This is a genomic window from Buttiauxella gaviniae ATCC 51604, from assembly GCF_001654835.1.
Classification (GTDB): Bacteria; Pseudomonadota; Gammaproteobacteria; order Enterobacterales; family Enterobacteriaceae; genus Buttiauxella; species Buttiauxella gaviniae.
Genome location: NZ_LXEP01000007.1, coordinates 157,235 through 182,718, shown reverse-complemented (window position 1 = coordinate 182,718; position 25,484 = coordinate 157,235). Strand labels below are relative to the sequence as shown.

The 25,484-nt window shown below is 50.9% G+C and carries 25 protein-coding genes and 1 tRNA gene; 21 read left to right on the top strand and 5 right to left on the bottom strand.

Annotation, left to right across the window (positions count from 1 at the left end; genetic code table 11):
• Positions 1-37: 37 nt before the first annotated feature.
• Complete coding sequence (locus tag M977_RS05070; protein WP_064512807.1) at positions 38-1,210, top strand: MalY/PatB family protein; 1,173 nt, start codon at positions 38-40, stop codon at positions 1,208-1,210.
• A 273-nt stretch (positions 1,211-1,483) separates the two neighbouring features.
• Here the strand turns inward: M977_RS05070 and M977_RS05065 are convergent.
• A tRNA-Arg gene (locus tag M977_RS05065) sits at positions 1,484-1,558 on the bottom strand.
• Between the two features lie 202 nt (positions 1,559-1,760).
• The gene (locus M977_RS05060) at positions 1,761-2,726 is read right to left on the bottom strand and encodes a formate/nitrite transporter family protein (RefSeq protein ID WP_064512804.1); all 966 of its coding nucleotides are present in this window, start codon (positions 2,724-2,726) and stop codon (positions 1,761-1,763) included.
• Positions 2,727-2,930: 204 nt separating this feature from the next.
• Between M977_RS05060 and ccmA the strand changes: the two genes are divergently transcribed.
• The 9 genes from ccmA to mlaA all read left to right on the top strand — a co-directional run bounded on the left by ccmA (position 2,931) and on the right by mlaA (position 10,079).
• A complete protein-coding gene (gene ccmA / locus M977_RS05055) occupies positions 2,931-3,539 on the top strand; it encodes a cytochrome c biogenesis heme-transporting ATPase CcmA (protein ID WP_064512801.1) in 609 nt (202 codons plus the stop codon).
• The gene (gene ccmB / locus M977_RS05050; RefSeq protein WP_064512799.1) at positions 3,536-4,195 is read left to right on the top strand and encodes a heme exporter protein CcmB; all 660 of its coding nucleotides are present in this window, start codon (positions 3,536-3,538) and stop codon (positions 4,193-4,195) included. The genes ccmA and ccmB overlap by 4 nt, the downstream gene beginning before the upstream one ends.
• A gap of 107 nt (positions 4,196-4,302) precedes the next feature.
• A complete protein-coding gene (locus M977_RS05045; protein ID WP_064512797.1) occupies positions 4,303-5,040 on the top strand; it encodes a heme ABC transporter permease in 738 nt (245 codons plus the stop codon).
• Positions 5,037-5,249 carry a heme exporter protein CcmD gene (ccmD, locus tag M977_RS05040; RefSeq protein WP_064512794.1) on the top strand — a complete coding sequence of 71 codons (213 nt, stop codon included), beginning with the start codon at positions 5,037-5,039 and terminating at the stop codon, positions 5,247-5,249. The genes M977_RS05045 and ccmD overlap by 4 nt, the downstream gene beginning before the upstream one ends.
• Entirely contained in the window at positions 5,246-5,725 is a 480-nt protein-coding gene (gene ccmE / locus M977_RS05035) for a cytochrome c maturation protein CcmE (protein WP_064512792.1), read from the top strand. The genes ccmD and ccmE overlap by 4 nt, the downstream gene beginning before the upstream one ends.
• A complete protein-coding gene (locus M977_RS05030) occupies positions 5,722-7,674 on the top strand; it encodes a heme lyase CcmF/NrfE family subunit (RefSeq protein ID WP_064512790.1) in 1,953 nt (650 codons plus the stop codon). The genes ccmE and M977_RS05030 overlap by 4 nt, the downstream gene beginning before the upstream one ends.
• The gene (gene dsbE, locus M977_RS05025; protein ID WP_064512788.1) at positions 7,671-8,228 is read left to right on the top strand and encodes a thiol:disulfide interchange protein DsbE; all 558 of its coding nucleotides are present in this window, start codon (positions 7,671-7,673) and stop codon (positions 8,226-8,228) included. The genes M977_RS05030 and dsbE overlap by 4 nt, the downstream gene beginning before the upstream one ends.
• Positions 8,225-9,304, top strand: a complete 1,080-nt coding sequence (locus M977_RS05020; RefSeq protein ID WP_064512786.1) for a cytochrome c-type biogenesis protein CcmH — start codon at positions 8,225-8,227, stop codon at positions 9,302-9,304. The genes dsbE and M977_RS05020 overlap by 4 nt, the downstream gene beginning before the upstream one ends.
• 16 nt (positions 9,305-9,320) lie before the next feature.
• Positions 9,321-10,079: a phospholipid-binding lipoprotein MlaA gene (gene mlaA / locus M977_RS05015; RefSeq protein ID WP_064512784.1), complete on the top strand. Its 759-nt coding sequence runs from the start codon at positions 9,321-9,323 to the stop codon at positions 10,077-10,079.
• A gap of 67 nt (positions 10,080-10,146) precedes the next feature.
• Here mlaA and fadL read toward each other — a convergent pair whose 3' ends face one another.
• The gene (gene fadL, locus M977_RS05010) at positions 10,147-11,433 is read right to left on the bottom strand and encodes a long-chain fatty acid transporter FadL (protein ID WP_064512782.1); all 1,287 of its coding nucleotides are present in this window, start codon (positions 11,431-11,433) and stop codon (positions 10,147-10,149) included.
• A gap of 376 nt (positions 11,434-11,809) precedes the next feature.
• Between fadL and M977_RS05005 the strand changes: the two genes are divergently transcribed.
• The 4 genes from M977_RS05005 to sixA all read left to right on the top strand — a co-directional run bounded on the left by M977_RS05005 (position 11,810) and on the right by sixA (position 16,461).
• Positions 11,810-12,094 (top strand): YfcZ/YiiS family protein, encoded by a 285-nt coding sequence (locus tag M977_RS05005; protein ID WP_064512780.1) that lies wholly within the window; start codon positions 11,810-11,812, stop codon positions 12,092-12,094.
• Positions 12,095-12,315: 221 nt separating this feature from the next.
• On the top strand, positions 12,316-13,626 hold the full coding sequence (fadI, locus tag M977_RS05000; protein ID WP_064512777.1) for an acetyl-CoA C-acyltransferase FadI: 1,311 nt from the start codon (positions 12,316-12,318) through the stop codon (positions 13,624-13,626).
• Entirely contained in the window at positions 13,626-15,785 is a 2,160-nt protein-coding gene (gene fadJ, locus M977_RS04995; protein WP_064512775.1) for a fatty acid oxidation complex subunit alpha FadJ, read from the top strand. The genes fadI and fadJ overlap by 1 nt, the downstream gene beginning before the upstream one ends.
• 187 nt (positions 15,786-15,972) lie before the next feature.
• Positions 15,973-16,461, top strand: a complete 489-nt coding sequence (gene sixA, locus M977_RS04990; RefSeq protein ID WP_064512773.1) for a phosphohistidine phosphatase SixA — start codon at positions 15,973-15,975, stop codon at positions 16,459-16,461.
• A 78-nt stretch (positions 16,462-16,539) separates the two neighbouring features.
• On the opposite strand, the gene smrB is transcribed toward sixA, so the two are convergent.
• Entirely contained in the window at positions 16,540-17,091 is a 552-nt protein-coding gene (smrB, locus tag M977_RS04985) for an endonuclease SmrB (RefSeq protein ID WP_064512771.1), read from the bottom strand.
• Positions 17,092-17,276: 185 nt separating this feature from the next.
• Between smrB and prmB the strand changes: the two genes are divergently transcribed.
• The 6 genes from prmB (at position 17,277) to M977_RS04955 (ending at position 21,886) form a co-directional block, all read left to right on the top strand.
• The gene (gene prmB / locus M977_RS04980) at positions 17,277-18,209 is read left to right on the top strand and encodes a 50S ribosomal protein L3 N(5)-glutamine methyltransferase (protein ID WP_064512769.1); all 933 of its coding nucleotides are present in this window, start codon (positions 17,277-17,279) and stop codon (positions 18,207-18,209) included.
• A gap of 79 nt (positions 18,210-18,288) precedes the next feature.
• Complete coding sequence (aroC, locus tag M977_RS04975) at positions 18,289-19,374, top strand: chorismate synthase (protein WP_064512767.1); 1,086 nt, start codon at positions 18,289-18,291, stop codon at positions 19,372-19,374.
• Positions 19,375-19,378: 4 nt separating this feature from the next.
• Complete coding sequence (gene mepA, locus M977_RS04970) at positions 19,379-20,203, top strand: penicillin-insensitive murein endopeptidase (RefSeq protein ID WP_064512765.1); 825 nt, start codon at positions 19,379-19,381, stop codon at positions 20,201-20,203.
• A gap of 11 nt (positions 20,204-20,214) precedes the next feature.
• Positions 20,215-21,012: a sulfite exporter TauE/SafE family protein gene (locus M977_RS04965; RefSeq protein ID WP_064512763.1), complete on the top strand. Its 798-nt coding sequence runs from the start codon at positions 20,215-20,217 to the stop codon at positions 21,010-21,012.
• Positions 21,013-21,034: 22 nt separating this feature from the next.
• The gene (locus tag M977_RS04960; RefSeq protein ID WP_157092038.1) at positions 21,035-21,583 is read left to right on the top strand and encodes an elongation factor P hydroxylase; all 549 of its coding nucleotides are present in this window, start codon (positions 21,035-21,037) and stop codon (positions 21,581-21,583) included.
• A gap of 27 nt (positions 21,584-21,610) precedes the next feature.
• Positions 21,611-21,886: a YfcL family protein gene (locus M977_RS04955; protein WP_064512761.1), complete on the top strand. Its 276-nt coding sequence runs from the start codon at positions 21,611-21,613 to the stop codon at positions 21,884-21,886.
• 41 nt (positions 21,887-21,927) lie between these two features.
• Here M977_RS04955 and mnmC read toward each other — a convergent pair whose 3' ends face one another.
• Positions 21,928-23,928 carry a bifunctional tRNA (5-methylaminomethyl-2-thiouridine)(34)-methyltransferase MnmC2/FAD-dependent 5-carboxymethylaminomethyl-2-thiouridine(34) oxidoreductase MnmC1 gene (mnmC, locus tag M977_RS04950; RefSeq protein ID WP_064512759.1) on the bottom strand — a complete coding sequence of 667 codons (2,001 nt, stop codon included), beginning with the start codon at positions 23,926-23,928 and terminating at the stop codon, positions 21,928-21,930.
• Positions 23,929-24,084: 156 nt separating this feature from the next.
• Here mnmC and fabB point away from each other — a divergent pair, with 156 nt between their 5' ends.
• Positions 24,085-25,302, top strand: a complete 1,218-nt coding sequence (fabB, locus tag M977_RS04945; protein WP_034458876.1) for a beta-ketoacyl-ACP synthase I — start codon at positions 24,085-24,087, stop codon at positions 25,300-25,302.
• Positions 25,303-25,484 lie beyond the last annotated feature (182 nt).

Here is a 25,484-nt window from a genome sequence, read left to right as displayed (position 1 = left end):
CACCTTAGCTTTTCAGGTGATGATCCAGGAGTGTGTAATGTCTCTGTTTGATTGTGTAGTAGCAAGAGATGCTAGTTGTCGTAAATATGGGCAGTTACAAGAAATGTTTGGTACTGAAGATGTATTGCCTCTTTGGATTGCTGATATGGATTTCAGAACACCAGAGCCTATTATCAATACGCTACATTCTGTCGTAACTCAACCGGTGCAAGGATATAATCTAGAACACCCACAGTGGAAGAAGTCGGTTACCGAATGGTATAAGAAACGGTATGGTTTCGATGTCCAGGAAGGTTGGTTGCATTTTGTCCCTGGTGTAATAAGAACAATAGTATTGTCTTTAATGTCCTTAACAAAACCTGGCGATAATATATTAACATGCACCCCAATATATGATCCTTATCCAAATTTTATAAAGACAAGTGGCAGGAAGTTGATACAAACAGGATTAATCGAGAAAGGTGGATGTTATTATTTTGATTGGAGTGACTTCAAAGAAAAGCTAAAAACTTGCAAGATGTTCCTTTTTTCTTCACCTCATAATCCTGGCGGGATGGTATGGGACCGTGAAACAATTGAGAAGGTAAATAGATACTGCCATCGTGCAGGGGTCATTGTTGTATCAGATGAGGTTCATTGCGATTTAACATTGCCGGGCAAGCAACATATACCATTTTTTACGGTAAATGAGATGCTGGATAGCCAATCGATAGTGCTTACCTCTATCAGCAAGACATTTAATACCCCGGCTATACAAGGTGGGGTGGTTATTATTAAAAATAACGACTTGCGCAACAAGTTCTATGGTTTTTTGGATAACTGTTACCTGGCTGAAACAAACTCGCTACAACAGGCAGCAATTTATTCTGCATATACCAACTGTGATGAATGGCATCAAAGGTTACTGACTTATTTATCTGATAATGTTGAGTATGTAAAAAAAGAGATAGAAACAAACTGCCCGTTAATATCAGTTGTTTATGGCGGCGCATCCTATTTGCTTTTCCTTAATGCAGAAAAAATGAAACTCAGTGATGAGAATCTAAATTCATTTTTTGTACATGAAGCTAAGCTCGGTCTTTCGCCTGGTATTCAATATGGTCCTGGCGGAGAGGGACATATGAGATTAAACGTTGGATGCCCGCGCTCAGTACTCGTGGAATCAATGAGGAGATTAAAAGAGGCGTATAAGAACAGAAATAATGTCTAATGCTACAAAAAACGATTCATGTATTTAGTGTGAGTACCCATGCAGCAAACTCTGCCTTACTTGATGGATACGCTGCCCGATGTGTCGGGTAGCGCCATTCTGCTTGCCCGTCGACAGCGTTTCCCCTAGAGCGTAAGAATCGCAGTATCTGCAAACTCTCGGTTAGTTTTGACGCTGTAAGTGTTTTTGATAGGGTGATACGAAGATGAAACTAGGGATTTAGTCTTACATGCTGCTGATTTCATTGGGGGAATGAATAGAAATGGGTGTTAATGGTGTCCCCTGCAGGAATCGAACCTGCAACTAGCCCTTAGGAGGGGCTTGTTATATCCATTTAACTAAGAGGACCTAATGCCCTTCATACTTCAAATTGTGGGGTGTTGGCTGCATTCACAAATTCCAGTCACTTACTCAAGTAAGCTCCTGGAGATTTGTTCTTTTGCCGCCTATCCACAATTCGAACTATTTAGGGCATTGCGCGGCACAGTATACCCGCTTTTAGGTCTGAGTTAAGGGGCACGCCTGCTGATTGCCTGAATCGTAACCAGTTTCACGTTCTTCGCATCTGCTTTTCGCCCTTGCCGGCGTCTTCGCCGTTCTCAACTTCCTGTTTGCGCTTTGCTTTAGCCTTCGCCTCTGCTTTTTTCTTGTTGCTCATATCGTTACGGATTTGTGCGTGGCTAATCAGTGCGAAGATAAATGTGCCGCCGCAGATGTTGCCTGCGAGCGTTGGCAAGGCAAACGGCCAGAAGAATTCACTCCAGTGGATGGTACCGTTAAATACCAGGTAGAGAATTTCCACGGAGCCGACCACGATATGGGTTAAATCCCCCAGCGCGACCAGCCAGGTCATTATGATGATGACAAATATTTTTGCCGAACCCGCAGAAGGGAACATCCACACCATGGTGGCGATTATCCAGCCGGAAATAATGGCGTTGGCAAACATTTCCCCCGGCGTGTTGTGCATCACGTCCATACCTATCGAGACAAAAGCATCTCGCGTTTGTTCGTCAAATATTGGCATATATTCAAACGCGTAAGCGGCAAGTCCGGTGCCAATCATATTACCCAGCAGCACCATGCCCCATAGCCGTAGTAATAGAAGAAAATTTGAGCCGGTAGGTTTTTGCATCACCGGCAGCACGGCGGTGACGGTGTTCTCAGTAAACAACTGTTGGCGCGCCATAATGACGATGATAAAGCCGAAGGTATAGCCAAGGTTTTCCAGCAAAAAACTGCCGGGGACTCCCTCAAGATTGACGTGAAATACCCCTTTGGCCAGTAGCGATGCGCCCATTGATAAGCCCGCCGCAATCGCTGACCACAGCAATGCCATCGCGTCACGTTCCAGCTCTTTCTCCCCGTCCTGACGGATATGTTCGTGAATAGCCATTGCCCGTGACGGCAGCTGTTCTTCGTCGACTTCTATCTTTTCACCATGGTCTTTTTCGTCACTTTCGACTTCGATCTCATCGGTGGATTTGTCGATTTTGTCTTCTTTTAATTCATCCATTTTTCAGGCCACTCACGCGTTAACTGTTCTTTTAAGCGTAGCGGCTTTTGGCTTTATTCCCTGTAACAGCGGTGAATTTGACTTAATTTTGATCTTAGGTGTGATGATTACCTCTTTTGGAGTACCGCTGATGGGGCCGCCCATCTGGAGCAAAGCCTATGATGTGTTATGATTTTGTTTCCCGAGACAAGGAGTGTTCCTCAAATGCTTGATGCCATTAACCTAACCTGCGTACGTGACGACCGCGTGTTATTTAGCGAGTTGTCTTTCACCGTACAACCAGGTGAAATGGTGCAAATCGCCGGGAAAAATGGCGCAGGGAAAACGTCGCTTTTACGGATTCTGGCGGGCCTTGCACAGTCTGAGAATGGCGAAGTGAGGTGGCAAGGGGAAGGGCTGTCTCGTGCGCGCTATCAATATCATCAGGATTTGTTGTGGCTCGGGCATCAGCCGGGAATCAAAACAGTTCTTACCGCCTTTGAAAATCTCAGCTTCTACCACGCAAACAGTGCGGAAAGCCTACGTTGGCAAGCACTTACTGAGGTTGGTTTACTTGGATTTGAAGATGTTCCTGTTAATCAACTTTCTGCAGGGCAACAACGCCGGGTGGCGCTGGCCCGATTATGGCTGAGCTCGCAAAAGTTCTGGATTCTTGATGAGCCTTTTACCGCCATTGATGTTACGGGTGTGGAAAAACTTACCCGGCAGTTGAAGCTGCATACCGAACAAGGCGGCATCGTTATTCTCACCACGCATCAGCCACTGGCAGTCAGCAATGTGCGCCAGATCCATTTGCAGGAGAAACGGGCATGATGCGCCGAATTTTTCTGCATGAGCTGCGTGTGGTGTTCCGCAAAGGTGCGGAAATAGCCAACCCGCTGTGGTTCTTTCTGATTGTTATTACCTTGTTTCCGCTTGGAATTGGCCCTGAGCCACAACTCCTGGCGCGCATTGCGCCGGGCGTGATTTGGGTTGCAGCGCTGTTGGCATCGTTGCTGGCGATGGACCGGCTGTTTCGCGATGACTTTCAGGATGGTTCGCTTGAGCAACTGATGCTGTTGCCAATCCCTTTGCCGATGGTGGTGTTAGCGAAAGTGACCGCTCACTGGGTGGTGACGGGTTTGCCCCTGCTAATTCTTTCGCCGCTCGCTGCTTTGCTGTTAGGGTTAGATTTTTACGCCTGGAAAGTCATGGCTTTGACGTTGCTGCTTGGAACTCCGACGCTGAGTTTTCTTGGTGCGCCAGGCGTGGGTTTAACTGTAGGTTTGCGACGTAGTGGCGTGTTGTTGAGTCTGCTGGTGTTACCACTGACTATCCCATTGTTAATTTTCGCCACCGCCGCAATGGACGCAGCTTCCATGCATCTTCCGGTTGACGGTTACATGGCCATCCTTGGTGCGCTTCTGGCATCAAGCGCTACGCTAAGCCCGTTTGCCACGGCAGCGGCACTGCGCATTAGCGTGCAATAACAGTTTTGTTGGATGAAATATAAAAGCAAAAGATGATGTATCAATATTTTGTAGGGTGGATAAGCGAAGCGTCATCCACCAAAGCAACTTTTTTGTGAGCAACGATTATGTGGAAATGGTTACATCAACTCGCTAAACCCGAGCGGCTTTTTCAGCTTTGCGGGCGCATGGTGCCGTGGTTTGCGCTTATCAGTACGGTGTTGTTAGTGGTCGGTTGTGTCTGGGGTTTTGGTTTCGCTCCTGCGGATTATCAACAAGGCCAGAGCTATCGCATTATGTATCTTCACGTGCCTGCGGCAATTTGGTCGATGGGTATCTATGGCTCGATGGCAGTGGCTGCGTTTATCGGCCTGGTGTGGCAGATGAAAATGTCTGACCTCGCTGTGGCGGCGATGGCACCAGTGGGCGCGGTATTTACTTTTATTGCGCTGGTTACCGGTTCCGCTTGGGGCAAACCAATGTGGGGAACCTGGTGGGTGTGGGATGCACGTCTGACTTCCGAATTGGTGTTGCTGTTTCTCTATATCGGCGTGATTGCGCTGTATAACGCCTTTGACGACCGCCGCCTCGCCGGGCGTGCGGCTGGTATTTTGGTGTTGGTCGGTGTGGTGAATTTACCGATTATCCATTTTTCGGTGGAGTGGTGGAACACGCTGCACCAGGGCTCGACCAATATGCAGCAAAGTATTGACCCATCAATGCGCACTCCGTTACGCCTGACTATCTTCGGTTTTCTGATGCTGTTTGCCACGCTGACATTAATGCGCCTGCGCAACCTCATCTTGCTTCAGGAGCAGCGTCGCCCGTGGGTAATGGAACTGGCGAATAAAAGGAGAAGCGTATGACCAGCGCATTTTTAAACTGGACAGATTTTTTTGCCATGGGGGGCTATGCGTTTTATGTCTGGCTTGCTGTCGCGCTAACCTTCATCCCATTGCTGGTATTGGTGGTGCATACCCGTTTGCAGCACCGCACCATTCTAAATTCAGTCACGCGCCAACAGGCACGAGAAAAACGGATTCAGGCAGCACGTCAGGCAGAGGGAATTGAATGAATACGCGTCGCAAAAATCGATTATATCTGGCGCTTTCTGTGCTGGTGGGGTTGGGGTTAACGATCACGCTGGTGTTGTACGCATTACGCAGCAATATCGATCTCTTCTATACGCCGAGCGAAATCCTGTATGGCAAAGGTGAAAGCCACCAGTTGCCAGAAGTGGGGCAGCGTTTGCGCGTTGGCGGTATGGTTCAACCTGGCAGCGTGAAGCGTGATAACCAAACGCTGAAAGTGACATTCAAACTCTACGATGCCAGCGGGGTGGTGGATGTCAGCTATGTTGGCATTTTGCCGGACCTGTTCCGCGAAGGGCAAGGCGTGGTCGCACAAGGTGTGTTTGAAGCCGGTAACAGGGTTGAAGCGAAAGAAGTGCTGGCGAAGCATGACGAAAATTACACCCCGCCGGAAGTAAAAGAAGCGATGGAAAAAAATCACCAACGCGCTCCACAGGCCTACAAGGATAACGCCTCATGATGCCAGAAATTGGCAGTTTTTTGCTTTGCCTGGCACTCGGCTGGTCATTGTTACTCAGTGTTTACCCGCTGTGGGGCGTGACGCGAAATGATTCACGGTTGATGGCTTCTGCACGCCCTTTAGCGTGGGCGCTGTTTATCACACTGTGTGCTTGCTTCCTGGTGTTGGTGAATGCGTTTGTGGTGAACGATTTTACCGTGCTGTATGTGGCGAATAACTCCAACAGCGAGCTACCGGTCTGGTATCGCGTTGCTGCCACCTGGGGCGCGCATGAAGGCTCATTGCTGCTTTGGGTATTGTTGCTAAGTGCATGGACATTTGCCGTCGCGCTGTTTAGCCGTAGCATGCCGCAAGATGCCGTTGCCCGCGTGCTGGCGGTAATGGGGATGATTAATTTCGGCTTCTTACTGTTTATCATTTTCACCTCAAACCCGTTTACCCGCACGCTGCCTGACTTCCCTGTCGAAGGGCGCGACCTGAACCCGCTGTTGCAGGATATCGGGCTGATCTTCCACCCTCCGTTGCTGTACATGGGTTATGTCGGTTTCTCCGTGGCTTTTGCGTTCTCTATTGCTGCATTGATGGCCGGGAAACTCGATTCTGCCTGGGCGCGTTGGACTCGCCCGTGGACGCTGGCTGCCTGGTCATTTTTAACCATCGGCATTGTTTTAGGTTCGGCCTGGGCTTACTACGAGCTGGGCTGGGGAGGCTGGTGGTTCTGGGACCCGGTAGAAAATGCTTCGTTTATGCCGTGGCTCGCAGGCACTGCGTTAATCCACTCGCTTTCGGTGACGGAAAAACGCGGCAGCTTTAAAGCCTGGACGGTGCTGCTCGCGATTACCGCATTCTCGCTGTGCTTGCTCGGCACCTTCCTGGTGCGTTCGGGCGTGCTGGTTTCGGTGCACTCATTTGCCTCTGACCCGGCGCGCGGCATGTTTATCCTCGCGTTCCTGGTGATTGTGATTGGCGGTTCGCTGCTGTTGTATGCGGTAAAAGGCAGCAAAGTCCGTTCGCGCGTCGGCAACAGTTTGTGGTCGCGGGAATCATTTTTGCTCGGTAATAACGTGTTGCTGATTGCCGCGATGCTGGTGGTGTTGCTGGGGACGTTACTGCCGCTGGTGCATAAACAGCTTGGGCTGGGGAGCATTTCGATTGGCGAGCCATTCTTCAACACCATGTTTACCGCGTTAATGGCACCGTTAGCGCTGATGCTCGGGATTGGCCCATTGGTACGCTGGCGTCGTGATGAACCGCAAAAGCTGGTTAAACGCCTGGTGGTTGCCGTGGTGGTGACCGTCGCGCTGGCTTTGATTTTGCCATGGCTGATGCAAGATCGCATTGAAGCCATGACGGTGGTTGGTTTACTGATGGCGGTGTGGGTGTTTGTGCTGGCCTTAACCGAAGTTTATGACCGCGCCACACACCGTTACGGCTTGCTGAAAGGGTTGTGGAAATTACCACGCAGCCACTGGGGCATGGTGTTCGGGCATCTGGGGCTGGCGGTCACGGTGGTGGGTATCGCCTTTAGCCAGAATTACAGTATTGAGCGTGATGTGCGCATGAAAGCAGGCGACAGCATCGACATTCACCAGTACCACTTTGTGTTCCGCGATGTGCATGAGCTCACTGGCCCGAACTATCGGGGTGGCGTGGGGATTATCGACGTGACGCGCAATGGCAAACCTGAAGCCACGCTGCATGCCGAAAAGCGTTTCTACAACAGCAACCGTGCCATGATGACCGAAGCGGCCATTGACGGCGGCGTGACGCGCGACCTGTACGCGGCACTCGGTGAAGAGTTAGACGACGGCAGTTGGGCGGTGCGCCTCTATTACAAACCTTTTGTGCGCTGGATTTGGATGGGCGGAATATTAATGACGATCGGTGGGCTGTTCTGTTTATTTGACCCGCGTTACCGCCAGCGTAAAAACATGCCGGAGGCCGCATGAACCGCAAAATATTATTTATCCCGCTCGTTTTGTTTTTGTTATTGGCGGCAATGCTACTGTGGCAGCTGGCACGCAATGCGCAGGGTGATGATCCGACGAATCTTGAATCGGCGCTGGTGGGGAAATCTGTTCCGGTATTTCGCCTGGAGTCGCTGGAAAACCCCGGCAAAACTTATGACCAGGCAGTGCTGACAGACGGCAAACCCTTGTTGCTAAATGTCTGGGCGACCTGGTGCCCAACTTGCCGTGCAGAGCATCAATATCTCAACGGCCTGAAAGCGCAGGGCGTTCGTGTGGTGGGTATGAATTATAAAGATGACCGCCGCAAAGCGATTACTTGGCTGAATGAATTAGGCAACCCGTACGCGCTAAGCCTGTTTGATGGCAACGGCATGCTGGGGTTAGATCTGGGCGTTTATGGTGCACCAGAAACGTTTTTGATCGACGGAAAAGGGATCATTCGTTATCGCCATGCGGGCGATCTTAACGATCGCGTCTGGCTGCAGGAATTAAAACCGTTGTGGGATAAATACAACAAGGAGGCAGGCGCATGAAGCGTGGATGGCTAATTATCATCGCATTCCTGTTCTCGTTTAATGTGTTTGCGGCGATAGACACTTTCCAGTTCAAAGACGAAGCGCAAGAACAGCAGTTCCGCCAGCTTACCGAGCAATTGCGTTGCCCGAAATGCCAGAACAACAGCATTGCGGATTCCAATGCCATGATTGCCTCTGACATGCGTCTGAAAGTTTATGAGTTGATGCAGCAGGGCAAAACGAAGCAGCAGATTATTGATTACATGGTTGAGCGCTACGGCAATTTCGTGACATACGAACCGCCGTTTACGCCTGCCACTATCGTCTTATGGGTGCTGCCATTGCTGTTTATTCTTGGTGGCGCGGGTGTGATTGTGATGCGCAGCCGCAAACGGCGGGTCCATTTTAGTGATGAACCTGAAAGTGCGCAGCTGCAAACCGCAGCCAGGAAAGCCCACTTCTGGTTTTTCGCACCCGGTGCTGTGGTGTTGATCGTGGTAAGTGTTGGCGTTTATCTGAAAACGTCTGACTGGAAGCAGGTGCGAGCCTGGCAGAATGTCACAAATCAGACACCGCAATTGTTACAGCGCGCATTAGACCCAGAAGCCGAGCCGCTGAACATGGCTGAAATGGCCGATCTCGGTCTTGGGTTACGCACCCGGTTGCAGCACGAACCTGACAATATTGAGGGGTGGATGATGCTGGGGCGAATTGGTATGGTTCTGAATAACGCAAGTACCGCTACACAAGCTTTTGCACATGCGTATAAACTGTCGCCCACTAACAGTAATGTAAAGCTGGGCTATGCTGAAGTATTGACCCGTAGTGGCTCGCCGCAAGATAACCAACTGGGTGGTAATCTGCTGCGAGAGCTCATTAAAACGGACCATACAAATGTTCGCGTGCTCAGCCTGCTGGCATTTAGCGCTTTCGAACAACAAAATTACCGCGAGGCAATTGGTGCATGGCAAGTCATGCTTAATGTATTACCGGCAAATGACCAGCGCCGGGCTGTGGTGCAAAGAAGCATCGAGCAGGCGCAGGTTGCACAAGCTGGTATGGACAGCACCAAACCTGAGAGCGCAGACAAATAATAACAGGGAGACACATATGAATTTCCGCCTGACCGGACTGGCGCTGGCCACGACACTTTTAGTCGGGTGCGCCAGCTCTGCCGATCAAGAGCCACAGGGGCGCTCGGACCCATTTGAAGGGTTCAACCGTTCAATGTACAACTTCAACTTTAATGTGTTGGATCCGTATGTTGTCCGCCCGGTGGCTGTGGTGTGGCGTGATTATGTGCCGCAACCCGCGCGTAATGGGATTAGCAATTTCACCAGCAACCTGGAAGAGCCCGCCGTAATGGTGAACTACTTCATTCAGGGTAATCCGTATCAGGGGATGGTGCACTTCACGCGCTTCTTCCTGAACTCATTGTTGGGTATGGGTGGTTTCATTGACGTTGCTGGCATGGCGAACCCGAAACTGCAGCGTGAAGAGCCGCACCGCTTTGGTTCTACGCTAGGTCATTATGGCGTCGGTTACGGCCCGTACGTGCAGTTGCCGTTCTATGGCAGTTTCACGCTACGTGAAGATGGCGGCGATTATGTCGATACACTCTATCCGCTGCTGTCCTGGCTGACCTGGCCGATGTCTATCGGCAAATGGACGATTGAAGGCATCGAAACACGTGCTCAATTGCTGGATTCTGACGGTTTGCTCAAGCAGTCATCCGATCCGTACATTTTGGTTCGTGAAGCTTACTTCCAGAGCCACGACTTTATTGCTAACGGTGGCAAGTTGTCGCCGCAAGAGAATCCAAATGCATCTGCTATTCAGGATGATCTGAAAGATATCGACTCGCAGTAATTATTCCGGGTGTGAGACATAAAAAAAGGCGAAACCTCGGTTTCGCCTTTTTTGTATCCGTTAACTATTAGAATGCGTAGTTAAAGTTCATACCGTACAGCCAGGCTTTGCCTTCAGACTGGAAGGTATACTTGTCTTCTTTTATCTCAACATGCTGGCCGTGCATGTAGGAAACACCCAGGTCTACAGACGCATCATCGTTAAACGCGTAAGTGGTACCGGCGCTGATCCAGAAACGATCCTGGTCAGGAATGGAGATGGAACGTTTGTCAGCTGGAACCGGGCTATCATCAAATGCGATACCGGTACGGAAGGTCCAATTCTTATCCATGTAATAAGTCGTACCTAAAGCAATACGGTACGCATCTTTAAAGCTTTCATCTTTATAGAACAGCGTCTGGCCGTTGGTGCCGGTCGCTTTCAGCTCCTGGAACTGGCTCCAGCTGGTATATGCGATGCTGTAGTGAATTGCCCACTGTGGATCCACTTTGTTATAGCCAGACAATTCCCACATTTCTGGCAAGTTCAGCGTCAGAGAACCAGGGACAGTCTGGCCGCTGGTTCCCCATGGGAACTTGGTTCCAGCACCTGGTACGCGGTTGAATGCGCTATTGATATTGCTCTTGTAATCGCCATCGAAGTCAATTTTTACCTCGGAACGGTAGGTAAAGCCGTAGCGATTATCTTTATCGATTTCATAAAGAATACCGGCGTTCCAGCCGTAGCCCCACTCATCACCTTTCATGCGAGCTATTTGTGTTCCAGGGGTTGCCAGACCTGCTCCAGCAGTTTGTTCACCTGCATAACGCTCGATTTTGGCTTTTGCATAAACTGCATCAAAACCAAGGCCGAAGCTCCAGTTGTTATTTAAACGATATGCACCGCTCAGGTTCAGGTTCAGCGTGGTCAGATCGGTTTTACCGCCGTATTCGCCAGCGATGTAATCGTTGTTAAATTCGGTAGCGAGGCCGTAGTTTGAGGTAACTGAAGCCCCCCAACCAAACTGCTCATTGATTGGCGCAACAAAGTGCAGGTTAGGTACCCACGCAGTTGGCGCGATGTTATCGGCTGCGGTGCTACGTCCGGTATAGGGTGAGCTACCAGAAATATTAACGTCTGGATCTATAAACACTGCACCGCCGGAGAAGGAAGGGCGGTCAAACATCATGATAGTTGCAGGGTTACGGCTTGCAGAACCCGCATTATCCGCAACTGCACCTTCCCCTGAATAAGCTCGGCCTAGGCCTGAGGAAGAGAACTCGTTTAATTGAAAGCCGGCTGAGTAGGCCTGCGATGAGACAATTGCCACTGCAACCGCTAGGGCTGACTTTGTAAACAGGTTTTTCTGGCTCATGACCAAAACCTCATAATGGATTTATTTTTATACAAACAATGTTACATACCGTAACAGGAGCGCGAATAGTAGGGTCTGTTCTGTTACATAGAAAGCAGACCAGTGGCGAGAGTATAGGTCTGACCAGATAGGATGTTGCAAGTTTGTATCTAAGAATTTTCAAATTTGATCGTCGAAACGAGATCTGCCTGGCAAAATCGGGTTCTTCGTCACTAAGCAAAATGGGTGAATCTTGTTTTAGATCATTTTTAAGTGTGATTTGGGTCACTTACGGATTTTGACAAGATTAACGACTGGAGTCGCTTCAACAGGGAGCGTAAAATAGACAAGATTCGTTGAAAACATTTTGCCTTTTAAATACAGAGGAAATCATAAAATGAGTAAGAACACTGCTGATGAAACCCCGGTTTGCTGCTGTATTGATGTCGGCTCTATCATCGACAACACCGACTGCACAGCAACATACAGCCGCGTGTTCGCGACCCGCGCTGAAGCTGACGAAACTCTGGCTGCGCTGACCGAGAAAGCACGTGCCGCAGAATCAGAACCTTGCCAGATTGTTCCGCGTTACACCGAAGAAGCTGATGGCGTTCGTCTGGATATCGATTTCACTTTCAGCTGCCAGGCTGAAACCATGATCTTCCAGCTCGGCCTGCGTTAATATTTCCTGGCGCTCTCGTCCCCGAGAGCGTCATTTTCCTCTCTTAAAGCGTGTTCCCCCTCCCAATTTTTTAGTCCCCCGGTTGGCTGATTGTAACTTTTTAGTTAAAACTGTGATCAGGTCAGACCACTATTGGTCGTTTACAATTTTATTCCCAGAAATATGCAGTTACAGCAACATCGCTGTAGATTCATAGACGCCGGGAAGAACAGGGGAGTTTTATGAGTCAGGCACTTCCGCTGGTAACCCGTCAGGGCGACCGTATTGCTATTATCAGTGGGTTACGCACCCCATTTGCCCGCCAGGCTACCGCGTTTCACGGCATACCTGCTGTCGATCTCGGCAATATGGTGGTCAGCGAACTGCTGGCACGCAGCGAAATTCCCCCGGAAATGATTGAACAGCTGGTTTTCGGCCAGGTTGTCCAGATGCCAGAAGCGCCAAACATCGCCCGCGAGATTGTCCTCGGCACCGGAATGAGTGTGCATACCGATGCCTACAGCGTTAGCCGTGCCTGTGCGACCAGCTTCCAGGCTGTGGCAAATGTCGCTGAGAGTTTAATGGCGGGCACTATTCGTGCAGGTATTGCCGGCGGTGCTGATTCTTCGTCGGTGCTGCCGATTGGCGTCAGCAAAAAGTTAGGCCGCACTTTAGTGGATGTGAACAAGGCGCGTACTTTGGGCCAGCGCCTGAAATTATTCTCTCGTTTACGCCCGCGTGATTTGTTGCCGGTGCCGCCTGCGGTTGCTGAATATTCAACGGGCTTACGCATGGGTGACACCGCCGAGCAAATGGCGAAAACTCACGGGATTACGCGTGAGCAACAAGATGCGCTGGCGCATCGCTCCCACACTAAAGCCGCTATTGCCTGGAAGGAAGGGAAACTGGCGGATGAAGTGATGACCGCCTTCATTCCGCCATATCGCCAGCCTTTCAACGAAGATAACAACGTTCGCCAAAACTCCTCAATTGCTGATTACGCGAAGCTACGTCCGGCTTTTGACCGTAAACACGGCACAGTTACCGCGGCAAACAGCACGCCATTAACCGATGGTGCGGCTGCTATTATCTTGATGACGGAATCGCGCGCCAAAGAGTTGGGCCTGAAGCCATTGGGCTATTTACGCAGCTATGCGTTCACCGCCGTGGATGTCTGGAAAGATATGCTGCTTGGGCCGGCGTGGGCCACTCCGCTGGCGCTTGAGCGCGCGGGCATCACGCTCAATGACCTGACGCTTTTCGATATGCACGAAGCCTTTGCCGCGCAAACGCTGGCAAACTTACAAATGCTCGCCAGCGAACGTTTTGCTCGCGATGTATTAGGCCGCGCTCACGCTACTGGCGAAGTCGACGACTCTAAATTTAACGTACTCGGTGGCTCGATTGCTTACGGCCATCCGTTTGCTGCAACGGGCGCGCGTATGATCACTCAAACCTTGCATGAATTGCGCCGCCGTGGTGGTGGATTTGGCCTGGTCACCGCCTGCGCGGCAGGTGGTTTGGGTGCGGCAATGGTTCTGGAGGCCGAATAATGGAACAGGTTTCTGCTTTCAACTTACATATCCGCCTCGACAATATCGCGGTGGTGACAATTGACGTGCCGGACGAAAAGATGAACACGCTAAAAGCGTCGTTCGGCCCGCAAGTGCACAACATCATCAAACAGGTTCGCGATAACACTGCATTGCAGGGGTTGATATTTATCTCTGGCAAGCCGGATAACTTTATTGCGGGTGCTGACATAAACATGATTGCAAGCTGCAAGAGTGCACAAGAAGCGCAGGCACTGGCACACCAGGGACAGCAAATCATGGCGGAAATTGCCGCGTTGCCGATCCCAGTCGTCGCTGCGATTCACGGTGCGTGTCTCGGCGGTGGGCTGGAGCTGGCGCTGGCATGTCATTCGCGAATTTGTACCGATGATGAGAAAACAAAACTGGGGCTTCCGGAAGTGCAGCTCGGTCTACTGCCGGGTTCTGGCGGTACGCAGCGCCTGCCGCGTTTGATTGGCGTCAGTCACGCCCTCGATATGATTCTGACCGGCAAACAATTACGCCCGCGCCAGGCACTGAAACTGGGGCTGGTGGATGAAGTTGTGCCGCAGTCAATTCTGCTCACGGCAGCAGTTGAGCTGGTGGGCAAAGGCCGTCAGGCATCGCGCACATTGCCGGTTCGTGAACGTATTTTAGCCGGTCCGCTTGGGCGTTCTTTATTGTTCAGCATGGTGAGTAAGAAAACTGAGCAAAAAACTCGCGGTAATTACCCTGCTACGCAGCGCATTATTGATGTCATTAAAATCGGTCTGGGGCAGGGGAGTTTCAGCGGTTACGAATCAGAGGCGAAAGCGTTTGGCGAGCTGGCGATGAGTCCGCAATCTGCGGCATTACGCGGGTTATTTTTTGCTAGCACGGAGCTTAAAAAAGAGCACGGCGCTGATGCACCACCGCGTCCGATTAAAGCCGTGGGTGTGCTCGGTGGTGGTTTGATGGGCGGTGGGATTGCTTTTGTCACCGCGACTAAAGGCAAATTGCCCGTACGTATCAAAGACATTAATAACGATGGTATTAACCATGCGTTGAAATATAGCTGGGACTTGCTGGATAAAAAGGTACGCCGCCGACATATGAAAGCGGCTGAGCGCCAGCGTGAAATGGCGCGTATCTCCGGTGGTACCGATTATCACGGTTTCCACAATCGAGACATCGTTGTGGAAGCGGTTTTTGAAGATCTCGCTCTCAAGCAAAAGATGGTCGCGGAAATTGAACAGAACGCTGCGCCGCATACCATTTTCGCGTCCAACACTTCTTCGCTGCCGATTGCTGATATTGCGGCTAATGCCGCACGTCCGGAGCAAGTGATTGGTCTGCACTATTTCAGCCCGGTCGATAAAATGCCGCTGGTCGAAGTGATCCCGCATGCCCGAACCAGTGCGGAAACCATTTCCACAACTGTTCAGCTTGCCAAAAAACAGGGCAAAACACCGATTGTCGTTGGCGACAGCGCCGGGTTTTACGTCAACCGTATTCTGGCACCGTATGTTAACGAAGCGATGCGTTGCCTCGTGGAAGGGGAGCCTGTCGATAAGATTGATAATGCGCTGGTGGCGTTTGGTTTTCCTGTCGGCCCAATCCAACTTTTGGATGAGGTGGGAATTGATGTGGGGACTAAAATTAGTCCTATACTTCAGCAAGCTTACGGAGATCGTTTTGCCGCACCGGCAGAAATTGCAGCAATATTGAATGACGATCGCAAAGGTAGAAAAAACGGGCGTGGTTTCTATCTTTATTCAGGGAAAGGGAGTAGAAGCAAAAAGCAGGTTGACCCTGCAATCTATACCCTGCTTGGTGTTTCACCTAAAGGGCAACTGGCAGAAAAAGAAATCGCACAACGCTGCGTGATGATGATGCTTAATGAGGCGGTTCGTTGCGTAGATGAAGGTGTTGTTCGCAGTGCCCGCGATGGTGACATCGGTGGCGTGTTTGGTATTGGTTTTCCACCGTTCCTCGGTGGCCCGTTCCGCTATATGGATACCCTGGGAGCGGGTGAAGTCGTCGCACAACTGCAACGCCTGGCCAGTCAGTACGGGGAGCGTTTTACTCCCTGTGAAAGACTTTTACAAATGGTGGAAGAGCAACGAAATTTCTGGGGAAAAGTGAACCCTGGTGAAGGAAATGTAGTCAAAGAATCATGATTATATGGTTCGGTGAATGGATGCTGGTCGCTCACTTAACGAACAGTGATTGACTATACTTGCACCATTGAGGTAAAAAACAGCGTTTCATTCGATGTACGGATAAGGCACAATGCCCGGCTGCTGAATTTCACCTTCGAAGTTTTAGGGGAATTCAAGCATTCCTGGTTAACAAAAGCGGTGCAATATGCAAGTTTTTATCATGCGTCACGGCGACGCAGCTCTCGATGCCGCCAGTGACTCGGTACGTCCACTCACCCAGTGTGGTTGTGATGAATCCCGAGTAATGGCGACCTGGTTGAAAGGTCAGGTTGTGGATATCGAACGTGTTCTGGTGAGCCCTTATCTGCGAGCCGAACAAACCCTGGATGTTGTGCGGGAAGCACTGACTCTTCCAGGTAAAGAAGACATTCTGCCGGAATTGACGCCGTGCGGCGATGTAGGTCTGGTGAGCTGCTATTTGCAAGCCCTGGCCAATGAAGGGGTTGAGTCGGCGCTGGTGATTTCTCACCTACCGCTAGTCGGTTATTTGGTGTCTGAGCTGTGCCCAGAGGAAACACCACCGATGTTCAGTACTTCGGCTATTGCCAATGTCACACTTGATCCTGAAACCGGGAAAGGCGTGTTCAACTGGCAGATGAGTCCGTGTAATTTGAAGGTAGCTAAAGCTATCTGATTGCCGTAAGCATGAAAAAAAGAGCCGCTATATATAGCGGCTCTTTGTATTTCTGAAGCCCGGGATGCGGACTCAGGATTATGGCAACTCCGGCGGCAGCCACTCTTCGATTTCAATCAACACCAACAACGCTGCGTCACCACCGTACTCTTTCGGTGCCTGGTGGAATGCCATAATGTGCGGGTGCTGTGCCAGCCACAGAGGCGTTTGCTGCTTCAACACGTGCTTACCATGCCCGTGCATCACGCAGGCGCAAAATACGTGCTCACGCCGACATGCCGCAATCAACGCGCCTAATTCCTGTTTTGCCTGCATCTGTGTCAGGCCATGCAAATCGAGGAATAATTCTGGCGAATAATCACCCCGGCGAATTTTTTTCAGTTCGAAATGACTGACATCTTCGCGCACGTAACGCGTGGGGCCTTCTGTTGCCAGGCGCGGTTGGAATTCATCAGAAAAATAATGGCTGGCATCAACCTGTTCCTGCAATAGCCGTTTCACCGGCACTTCCTGCACTTTCTTACGCATCGGACGGTGAACAATCGTGTCCTGAGCCAATTTTTTTGTGCCGCTCATCAAATCACGGAAAAGGTTCTGATCATCAACGCTGAGCGGAGTTTTCTTTTTCATCTATTTCTCGTCTCGACTTTATCGTCTCGCACCTGTATTGCGGTCAGTTTACCTGGTTTGCCGTCCATCACTAAATAAAACGCAATTTTAGCCGCTGTGACAGCTATTGAAATGCTGATTTGTCGTGGTCTTCATGGCAAACTAGCCGATTATTGAACTAGCGCGAACGGCCTGCGGAGGGCAACGTGGATAAAATTTTCGTCGATGAGGCAGTTAATGAGCTGCACACCATTCAGGATATGCTGCGCTGGGCAGTTAGTCGTTTTAGCGCCGCCAACGTCTGGTATGGCCACGGCACGGATAACCCGTGGGACGAAGCCGTTCAGTTAGTGCTGCCAAGTCTCTATCTGCCGCTGGATATTCCTGAAGATATGCGTACCGCACGCCTGACACCAAGCGAGCGTCATCGCATCGTTGAGCGTGTGATTCGCCGCGTTAACGAGCGTATCCCGGTGGCTTACCTGACCAATAAAGCCTGGTTCTGTGGCCATGAGTTTTATGTTGATGAGCGTGTGCTGGTGCCGCGTTCCCCAATTGGTGAACTGATCACCAATCGTTTCGCGGGTCTTTTCAACGACGAACCTCTTCACATTCTGGATATGTGTACTGGCAGCGGCTGTATCGCTATCGCCTGTGCTTACGAATTCCACAATGCAGAAGTGGATGCGGTTGATATTTCTCTTGATGCGCTGGCAGTGGCTGAGCAAAACATCGCCGAGCACGGCCTGGAAAACCAGGTTACGCCAATTCGCTCCGACCTGTTCCGTGACCTGCCAAAAGTGCAGTACGACATTATCGTGACTAATCCACCGTATGTGGATGCAGAAGATATGTCTGACCTGCCGGGTGAGTTCCACTTCGAGCCTGAATTAGGTTTAGCTGCCGGTACAGATGGCCTGAAACTGGCACGACGTATTCTGGCTTGTGCGCCTGACTACCTCGCCGATGGCGGTATCCTGATTTGTGAAGTCGGGAACAGCATGGTACATCTGATGGACCAGTACCCTGATGTGCCGTTCACCTGGCTTGAGTTCGATAACGGCGGTGACGGTGTGTTTATGCTGACCAAATCGCAGCTTATTGATGCGCGTGAACACTTCAGCATTTACAAAGATTAATCTGCGCAGACGGGCCTTATGGCCCGTCTTCTTTTGCTGACAACACAATGAAAATGACAACGGTAAGGAGCCGTGACAAATGGCAGGAAATTCTATCGGACAAGTATTTCGCGTAACGACATTTGGTGAATCCCACGGTGTCGCACTGGGTTGTATCGTTGATGGTGTGCCGCCAGGCATCCCGCTGACCGAAGCCGATTTACAACACGATCTCGACCGCCGCCGCCCGGGGACTTCACGCTACACCACGCAACGCCGCGAACCCGATCAGGTTAAGATCCTTTCCGGTGTATTTGAAGGTGTCACTACCGGCACCAGCATCGGTTTGTTGATTGAAAATACCGATCAGCGCTCGCAAGATTACAGCGCTATCAAAGACGTGTTCCGTCCGGGGCATGCAGATTACACCTACGAACAAAAATATGGCCTGCGCGATTATCGTGGCGGTGGCCGTTCTTCAGCACGTGAAACCGCGATGCGTGTTGCGGCTGGGGCGATTGCTAAAAAATACCTGGCGCATAAATACGGCATTATTATTCGTGGTTGCCTGACGCAAATGGGCGACGTGCCGTTAGAAATCAAAGATTGGGATCAAGTCGAGCAGAACCCGTTCTTCTGCCCTGATCCAGACAAGATTGAAACGCTTGATGAGCTGATGCGTGCGCTGAAAAAAGAAGGCGACTCCATTGGTGCGAAAGTTACCGTGGTCGCGGATAACGTGCCGCCAGGCCTTGGCGAACCTGTATTTGACCGCTTAGATGCTGATATCGCCCATGCGCTGATGAGCATTAACGCTGTGAAAGGCGTGGAAATTGGCGAAGGCTTTGGCGTGGTAAATCTGCGAGGTAGCCAGAACCGCGACGAAATCACCAAAGAAGGTTTCCAGAGCAACCATGCTGGCGGCATTCTGGGTGGCATCAGCAGCGGCCAGCAGATAGTGGCTAACATGGCGCTGAAACCGACTTCCAGCATTATGGTCCCAGGCCGCACCATCAACCGCGAAGGCGAAGAAGTTGAGATGGTCACGCGTGGTCGCCATGATCCTTGTGTGGGTATTCGTGCGGTTCCGATTGCCGAAGCCATGGTAGCGATTGTATTGATGGATCATATGCTGCGTCAGCGTGCTCAAAACGGTGACGTGACTTTCCCTTTGCCGCGCTGGTAATGCGATGAAAAAAACACTCGTGGGGCTGCTGGCATTACTTGCCAGTACCGCTACTTTCGCCGCGACGCCGTGGCAGAAAATTAGTCATCCGATTGCGGGAAGCCCGCAATCTATTGGTGCATTCTCTAACGGCTGCATTGTGGGTGCCCACGAGTTGCCGCTCAACGATCCTCGCTATCAGGTGATGAGACAGGACCAACGTCGCTATTTCGGCCATCCTGATTTAGTGATGTTTATTCAGCGCCTCAGCAACCAGTCAACACAACTGGGCCTTGGCACGTTGCTGATAGGTGATATGGGAATGGCAGCGGGTGGGCGTTTTAGCTCGGGCCATGCCAGCCACCAAAGCGGCCTGGATGTTGATATTTTTTTGCAACTCCCCAAAGCTCGCTGGACCTCGGCTCAGCTTCTTAAACCGCAAGCGCTGGACTTAGTCGCCAGTGATAATCAGCATGTGGTGCCGCGTTTGTGGCAGCCAGAAATCAGCAGCCTGATTAAACTTGCAGCCAAAGATAACGACGTGACGCGGATCTTTGTCAATCCGGCTATCAAGCAACAATTGTGTCTGGATGCGGGTGCCGATCGCGACTGGCTGCGTAAAGTGCGCCCGTGGTTTGCGCATCGTGCGCATATGCATGTTCGCTTGCGTTGCCCGGCAGATAGCCTCGAGTGTGAAGATCAGCCATTACCGCCGCCAGGCGACGGCTGTGGTGCTGAACTGCAAAGCTGGTTTGCGCCACCACCTCCAGGCAGCAGTGTGCCGAAAAAGAAAACTCCGCCCCCTTTACCGGCCTCTTGTAAGGCTTTGCTGGATGAGCACGTTCTCTAACGGATAAGTTCATGGAATGGTTTATGGTGTCCCCCCTGACGCTGGTGGTGCTGTTTTTTGTCGCCATGCTTGCAGGGTTTATTGATTCACTGGCGGGCGGCGGCGGTTTGATTACTGTCCCTGCATTATTGGCGACGGGAATGTCACCCGCACATGTACTGGCAACGAATAAGCTTCAGGCGTGTGGTGGTTCAGTTTCTTCCTCAATTTATTTTATTCGCCGCAAAGTGGTGAGCCTGAAAGATCAGAAACTTAATATTATGATGACCTTTATCGGCTCAACAACCGGGGCATTGCTGGTTCAATACGTCAAATCAGACGTGCTGCGCCAAATCTTGCCGCTGCTGGTGATCTGCATTGGTCTGTACTTTTTACTGATGCCAAAACTCGGTGAAGAAGACAGGCAGCGCCGTTTATACGGCCTGCCATTTGCGCTGGTTGCAGGTGGTTGCGTCGGTTTCTACGATGGTTTCTTTGGCCCTGGTGCGGGCTCTTTTTATGCATTGGCGTTCGTCACGCTGTGTGGCTTTAACCTCGCAAAATCTACGGCTCACGCCAAAGTATTAAACGCTACATCAAACCTCGGCGGCCTGCTTTTGTTTATCATTGGCGGGAAAGTGATTTGGGGAACCGGTTTTGTAATGATGGCCGGGCAGTTCTTAGGGGCGCGAATGGGATCACGCCTCGTGTTGAGTAAAGGGCAAAAACTGATCCGTCCGATGATAGTTATCGTGTCGGCGGTGATGAGCGCCAAACTCTTATTTGATAGCCACGGACCGGAGATCCTCCATTGGTTGGGGGTAGCTTAAGATGACGACAGCAAATATGACAATAACGACAGAACACCATTATCAGGAACTTATCGATATTTTCGATAACTGCTTTAAAGACGAATTTAATACACGTCTGATTAAAGGCGACGACGAACCGATCTATCTTCCAGCAGATGAAGAAATTCCTTATCACCGCGTGGTGTTTGCTCACGGCTATTACGCCAGCGGAATGCATGAGATTTCTCACTGGCTTATTGCGGGCAAAGCGCGCCGTGAACTGGTGGATTTCGGTTATTGGTATTGCCCGGATGGGCGTGATGCCGAAACACAAAGCAAATTTGAGGATGTGGAAGTGAAGCCGCAGGCGCAGGAATGGTTACTGTGCGTGGCAGCAAATTTCCCGTTCAATGTGAGCTGCGATAACCTGAGCGGCGATGTTGACCCGGACAGAATCGCGTTCCAGCGCCGTGTGCATGCGCAGGTGATGATTTACCTGCAAGAAGGTATCCCGGCTCGTACGGCAAAACTGATTGAAGCGCTGCGGGAATATTACAAAACTCCAGCGCTGGCTGCAGAGCATTTTCCGTGGCCGGAAGACCTAAACTAAAAACCTGCATATTGAAGAGGAAGTACGATGATCGCTGAATTTGAGACACGCATTCTGGCGCTAATTGATGAAATGGTTGAGACGGCCAGTGATGACGAGCTGTTTGCCAGCGGTTATCTGCGTGGCCATCTGACTCTAGCGGTAGCTGATCTGGAGCATGGTGAAGACCATAGCCCTGAAGCACTTAATACTGCGGTATCAGGTAGTCTGGAAAAAGCGATTCAGGCAGGTGAGCTTTCACCGCGTGATCAGTCTTTAGTATTGAGCATGTGGGACAATTTGTACCAGAAGGCTAAGTTCTAAGTCTTTTGCCCTCTCCTTTGGGAGAGGGCTTAATCTCAAATCTATTTAACTTCTCTTCCTCTCAGTAACCTGCGCACCCAAAATCGATTCGGATTGAGCGCCGCAAGCGTTTCAGCATCCATCGGAACCGGTTCATCGCTCATTTGAGCTGCCAGAATTTCTGCCGCCAATGGCGCGCTGCATAATCCCCTTGAACCCAGAGCCGCCAACATAAAAAGATTGTCATAAACCGGAGCGGTTTCGGCGTTGTCATGGTTTTCAACAAGTGTTGCGTAGGTTTCGAGCGTGTCATCGTAGCGAGGGACACTTCCTACAAGCGGCATATGGTCGCGCGTGGCACAACGCACGCCACAGCGTGCTTCAGTGGCGCTAACATCCACTTCGTGTGGCCACTCCATATCCGGCAGGCAGTTAAGCAAACGCTGGCGGTTATGCAGCTGATCTTCAGTGTTATAGCGCATATCTTCCACGCCACGATGGTAACTTGCGCCGATGCAATGCTGCTGATTATTCGGGTTTTGCGGCGTCAGATAGCCGTCGTAGCACAACACCTGGCGTAATTTTGAAAGTGACGAACTGGTGGGAATATGGCTGACCTGACCACCCACAGCTGAGAATGGCAATTTTTCGGTTTGCATGAATTTGCTGACTTTAAAACCGTTGGCTAAGACTACTGCCGCATGCCGTTTTGTTTCCTGCTCGGCAATTGATAAATCCCATCCGTCAGGCGTTTGGGTGAGTCCTTCAACGCGATGCTGATAATGTGTTTTTAGTCCCAAATTTTCGGCCATCCCAAGTGCACCGGCTGTCAGTTGTGCCGGGCACAGCCAACCACCAAGAGGGTAGGTTGCTCCACCATGGCCGGTTTCTAAACCGCAAAGTTTTGTCGCCGTTTCTGCGTCGACGGCATGAACGAGAGCATCGGGAAATTCCAGGCTCAGCATCTGGTCGATTTTATGCTGACTCTTTTCGTCCCAGCCAAGTTGCGTAACGCCACACCAGTCATGATCAAAATCGACGGGCAATGAGTCATACACGCGGCGGGCAAATGTAAATGCGGCACTGAAAAAGTTTGTCAGAGTTGCGCTGTGTGTATTGAGCAATGGATAAAGCGCACCCTGGCGGTTGCCGGAGGCACCGAGCGCCGGAGCAGCATCCTCGCAGTAGAGCGTGACCTGCCAGCCGCGACGCAGCAAAGCGAGAGACAGCAGGGCGCTGGCAACGCCACCGCCAATAATGGCAACCTCTTTTGCTTGTGACGAAGGGCGCGCGTACCAGGGCGTGCGTGCTGGCGTTTCGATCGCACGTTCAATTACCCCAACCAGCATTTCGCGTTTGCGGCCAAAACCCTTGGTTTTGGTCATCGCGAAACCGGCATCAATTAAGCCACGGCGTACAAACCCGGCGCAGGTAAATGTCGCCAGCGTGCTGCCCGTGCGCGCCAATTTCGCCATCGCGTTGAACAACTGTGGCGTCCACATATCCGGATTTTTTGACGGAGCGAAACCATCAAGGAACCAGGCGTCTACCTGATTATTTAAAGTGTCATCTAATTGCGGTATCAGTTCATTGATATCACCGAACCAAAGGTCGAGAGTAACGCGGCCTTCCGCCAGCAAAATGCGGTGGCAGCCTGCGATTGGCAGCGGCCATTGTTGCTGTAATTGCTGCGCAAAATCGGCAAGTTCAGGCCAATGGGCATGAGCTGCACGTAAATCTTTTACGGTCAGAGGGAATTTTTCAAAGCTAATAAAGTGCAGGCGTTTGAGGGTGGCTTGAGGCTGATTTTTGCAAAAATCTTCAAAAGCTTGCCATAAAGTCAAAAAGTTAAGACCGGTGCCGAAACCACTTTCACCGACTACAAACAGCGAACGCTCATGGGTAGCAAAACGCTCATTTAGACGGTTTCCTCCCAGAAATACATAACGAGTTTCCTCCAGTCCATTATCATTAGAGAAGTACACGTCGTCGAACTCTCGGGATACAGGTGTACCCTCTTCATTAAAGTCCAGGTTTGCAGATTGTATTGGGGAGTGTTTCACGTAAGTTACTCGTCTGGCAGGCAGTGTAACGATCATAACGATGTGTGCGAAGCGGTGCAAATTTCAGACTGATTTGGCTGATCGGACTTGTTCGGCGTACAAGTGTACGCTATTGTGCCTGTCGAAATCCTAATAGTGCAGTAGAAGAGGTATTGAATGAAACGTGCAGTGATTACTGGTCTGGGCATTGTTTCCAGCATCGGTAACAACCAGCAGGAAGTCCTGGCATCTCTGCGTGAAGGTCGCCCGGGGATCACTTTCTCTCAAGAATTCAAAGATTCTGGAATGCGCAGCCACGTGTGGGGTAACGTTAAACTGGACACCACCGGCCTGATTGACCGTAAAGTCGTCCGTTTCATGAACGATGCCTCTGTCTATGCTTACCTTTCAATGCAGCAAGCTATTGAAGATGCTGGTTTGAAAGAAGAAGTTTATCAAAGCAACCCTCGTGTGGGCCTGATTGCAGGTTCCGGTGGTTCTTCTAAATCTCAGGTGTTCGGTGCAGACGCAATGCGTAGCCCGCGCGGCCTGAAAGCGGTTGGTCCTTATGTTGTGACCAAAGCGATGGGTTCTGCGGTTTCCGCATGTCTCGCTACTCCGTTCAAAATTCACGGTGTGAACTACTCAATCAGCTCCGCATGTGCGACTTCTGCGCACTGTATCGGTAATGCTGTTGAGCAAATTCAACTGGGCAAACAGGACATCGTATTTGCTGGCGGCGGCGAAGAGCTGTGCTGGGAAATGGCCTGTGAGTTCGATGCAATGGGCGCACTGTCTACCAAATATAACGAAACGCCGGACAAAGCGTCCCGAACCTATGATGCGAGCCGTGACGGTTTCGTTATCGCAGGCGGCGGCGGTATGGTTGTGGTTGAAGAACTGGAGCACGCTCTGGCTCGTGGCGCGCACATCTACGCTGAAATCGTTGGTTACGGCGCAACGTCTGATGGCGCAGATATGGTTGCTCCATCTGGTGAAGGTGCTGTGCGTTGCATGAAGATGGCAATGCACGGTGTTGATACCCCGATTGACTACCTGAACACCCACGGGACTTCTACGCCGGTTGGCGATGTGAAAGAACTGGGCGCAATCAAAGAAGTCTTCGGTAACAACTCACCAGCAATGTCTGCGACCAAAGCGATGACCGGTCACTCTCTGGGTGCCGCAGGCGTTCAGGAAGCTATCTACTCTCTGCTGATGCTGGAGCACGGTTTCATCGCGCCAAGCATTAACATTGAACAGCTGGATGAGCAGGCTGCTGGCCTGAACATCGTGACTGAAACTACCGAGCGTCAACTGAATACTGTTATGTCTAACAGCTTCGGTTTCGGTGGGACTAACGCAACACTTGTGATGCGTAAAGTTAAAGCTTAATTCATCACTAACAGTGAGAATGACGAACGGGGTGCCTATGGCGCCCCGTTTTTTTTGCTGTTCACAATTATTGACAGCATCAATGGCTGAAGGCACTATTCGCGCAATAACATTATCGTTCTGATAATGCGTAAGCGTTCAACGTCAACCAACGCACCCTTAATCTGAACGTTCAGAGGGAA

What these genes read in the sequence shown, in the direction of transcription:
- M977_RS05070 (WP_064512807.1), top strand. Translation starts at nt 38, where the DNA reads ATGTCTCTGTTTGATTGTGTAGTAGCAAGAGATGCTAGTTGTCGTAAA.
- M977_RS05060 (WP_064512804.1), bottom strand. Translation starts at nt 2,726, where the DNA reads ATGGATGAATTAAAAGAAGACAAAATCGACAAATCCACCGATGAGATC.
- ccmA (WP_064512801.1), top strand. Translation starts at nt 2,931, where the DNA reads ATGCTTGATGCCATTAACCTAACCTGCGTACGTGACGACCGCGTGTTA.
- ccmB (WP_064512799.1), top strand. Translation starts at nt 3,536, where the DNA reads ATGATGCGCCGAATTTTTCTGCATGAGCTGCGTGTGGTGTTCCGCAAA.
- M977_RS05045 (WP_064512797.1), top strand. Translation starts at nt 4,303, where the DNA reads ATGTGGAAATGGTTACATCAACTCGCTAAACCCGAGCGGCTTTTTCAG.
- ccmD (WP_064512794.1), top strand. Translation starts at nt 5,037, where the DNA reads ATGACCAGCGCATTTTTAAACTGGACAGATTTTTTTGCCATGGGGGGC.
- ccmE (WP_064512792.1), top strand. Translation starts at nt 5,246, where the DNA reads ATGAATACGCGTCGCAAAAATCGATTATATCTGGCGCTTTCTGTGCTG.
- M977_RS05030 (WP_064512790.1), top strand. Translation starts at nt 5,722, where the DNA reads ATGATGCCAGAAATTGGCAGTTTTTTGCTTTGCCTGGCACTCGGCTGG.
- dsbE (WP_064512788.1), top strand. Translation starts at nt 7,671, where the DNA reads ATGAACCGCAAAATATTATTTATCCCGCTCGTTTTGTTTTTGTTATTG.
- M977_RS05020 (WP_064512786.1), top strand. Translation starts at nt 8,225, where the DNA reads ATGAAGCGTGGATGGCTAATTATCATCGCATTCCTGTTCTCGTTTAAT.
- mlaA (WP_064512784.1), top strand. Translation starts at nt 9,321, where the DNA reads ATGAATTTCCGCCTGACCGGACTGGCGCTGGCCACGACACTTTTAGTC.
- fadL (WP_064512782.1), bottom strand. Translation starts at nt 11,433, where the DNA reads ATGAGCCAGAAAAACCTGTTTACAAAGTCAGCCCTAGCGGTTGCAGTG.
- M977_RS05005 (WP_064512780.1), top strand. Translation starts at nt 11,810, where the DNA reads ATGAGTAAGAACACTGCTGATGAAACCCCGGTTTGCTGCTGTATTGAT.
- fadI (WP_064512777.1), top strand. Translation starts at nt 12,316, where the DNA reads ATGAGTCAGGCACTTCCGCTGGTAACCCGTCAGGGCGACCGTATTGCT.
- fadJ (WP_064512775.1), top strand. Translation starts at nt 13,626, where the DNA reads ATGGAACAGGTTTCTGCTTTCAACTTACATATCCGCCTCGACAATATC.
- sixA (WP_064512773.1), top strand. Translation starts at nt 15,973, where the DNA reads ATGCAAGTTTTTATCATGCGTCACGGCGACGCAGCTCTCGATGCCGCC.
- smrB (WP_064512771.1), bottom strand. Translation starts at nt 17,091, where the DNA reads ATGAAAAAGAAAACTCCGCTCAGCGTTGATGATCAGAACCTTTTCCGT.
- aroC (WP_064512767.1), top strand. Translation starts at nt 18,289, where the DNA reads ATGGCAGGAAATTCTATCGGACAAGTATTTCGCGTAACGACATTTGGT.
- mepA (WP_064512765.1), top strand. Translation starts at nt 19,379, where the DNA reads ATGAAAAAAACACTCGTGGGGCTGCTGGCATTACTTGCCAGTACCGCT.
- M977_RS04965 (WP_064512763.1), top strand. Translation starts at nt 20,215, where the DNA reads ATGGAATGGTTTATGGTGTCCCCCCTGACGCTGGTGGTGCTGTTTTTT.
- M977_RS04955 (WP_064512761.1), top strand. Translation starts at nt 21,611, where the DNA reads ATGATCGCTGAATTTGAGACACGCATTCTGGCGCTAATTGATGAAATG.
- fabB (WP_034458876.1), top strand. Translation starts at nt 24,085, where the DNA reads ATGAAACGTGCAGTGATTACTGGTCTGGGCATTGTTTCCAGCATCGGT.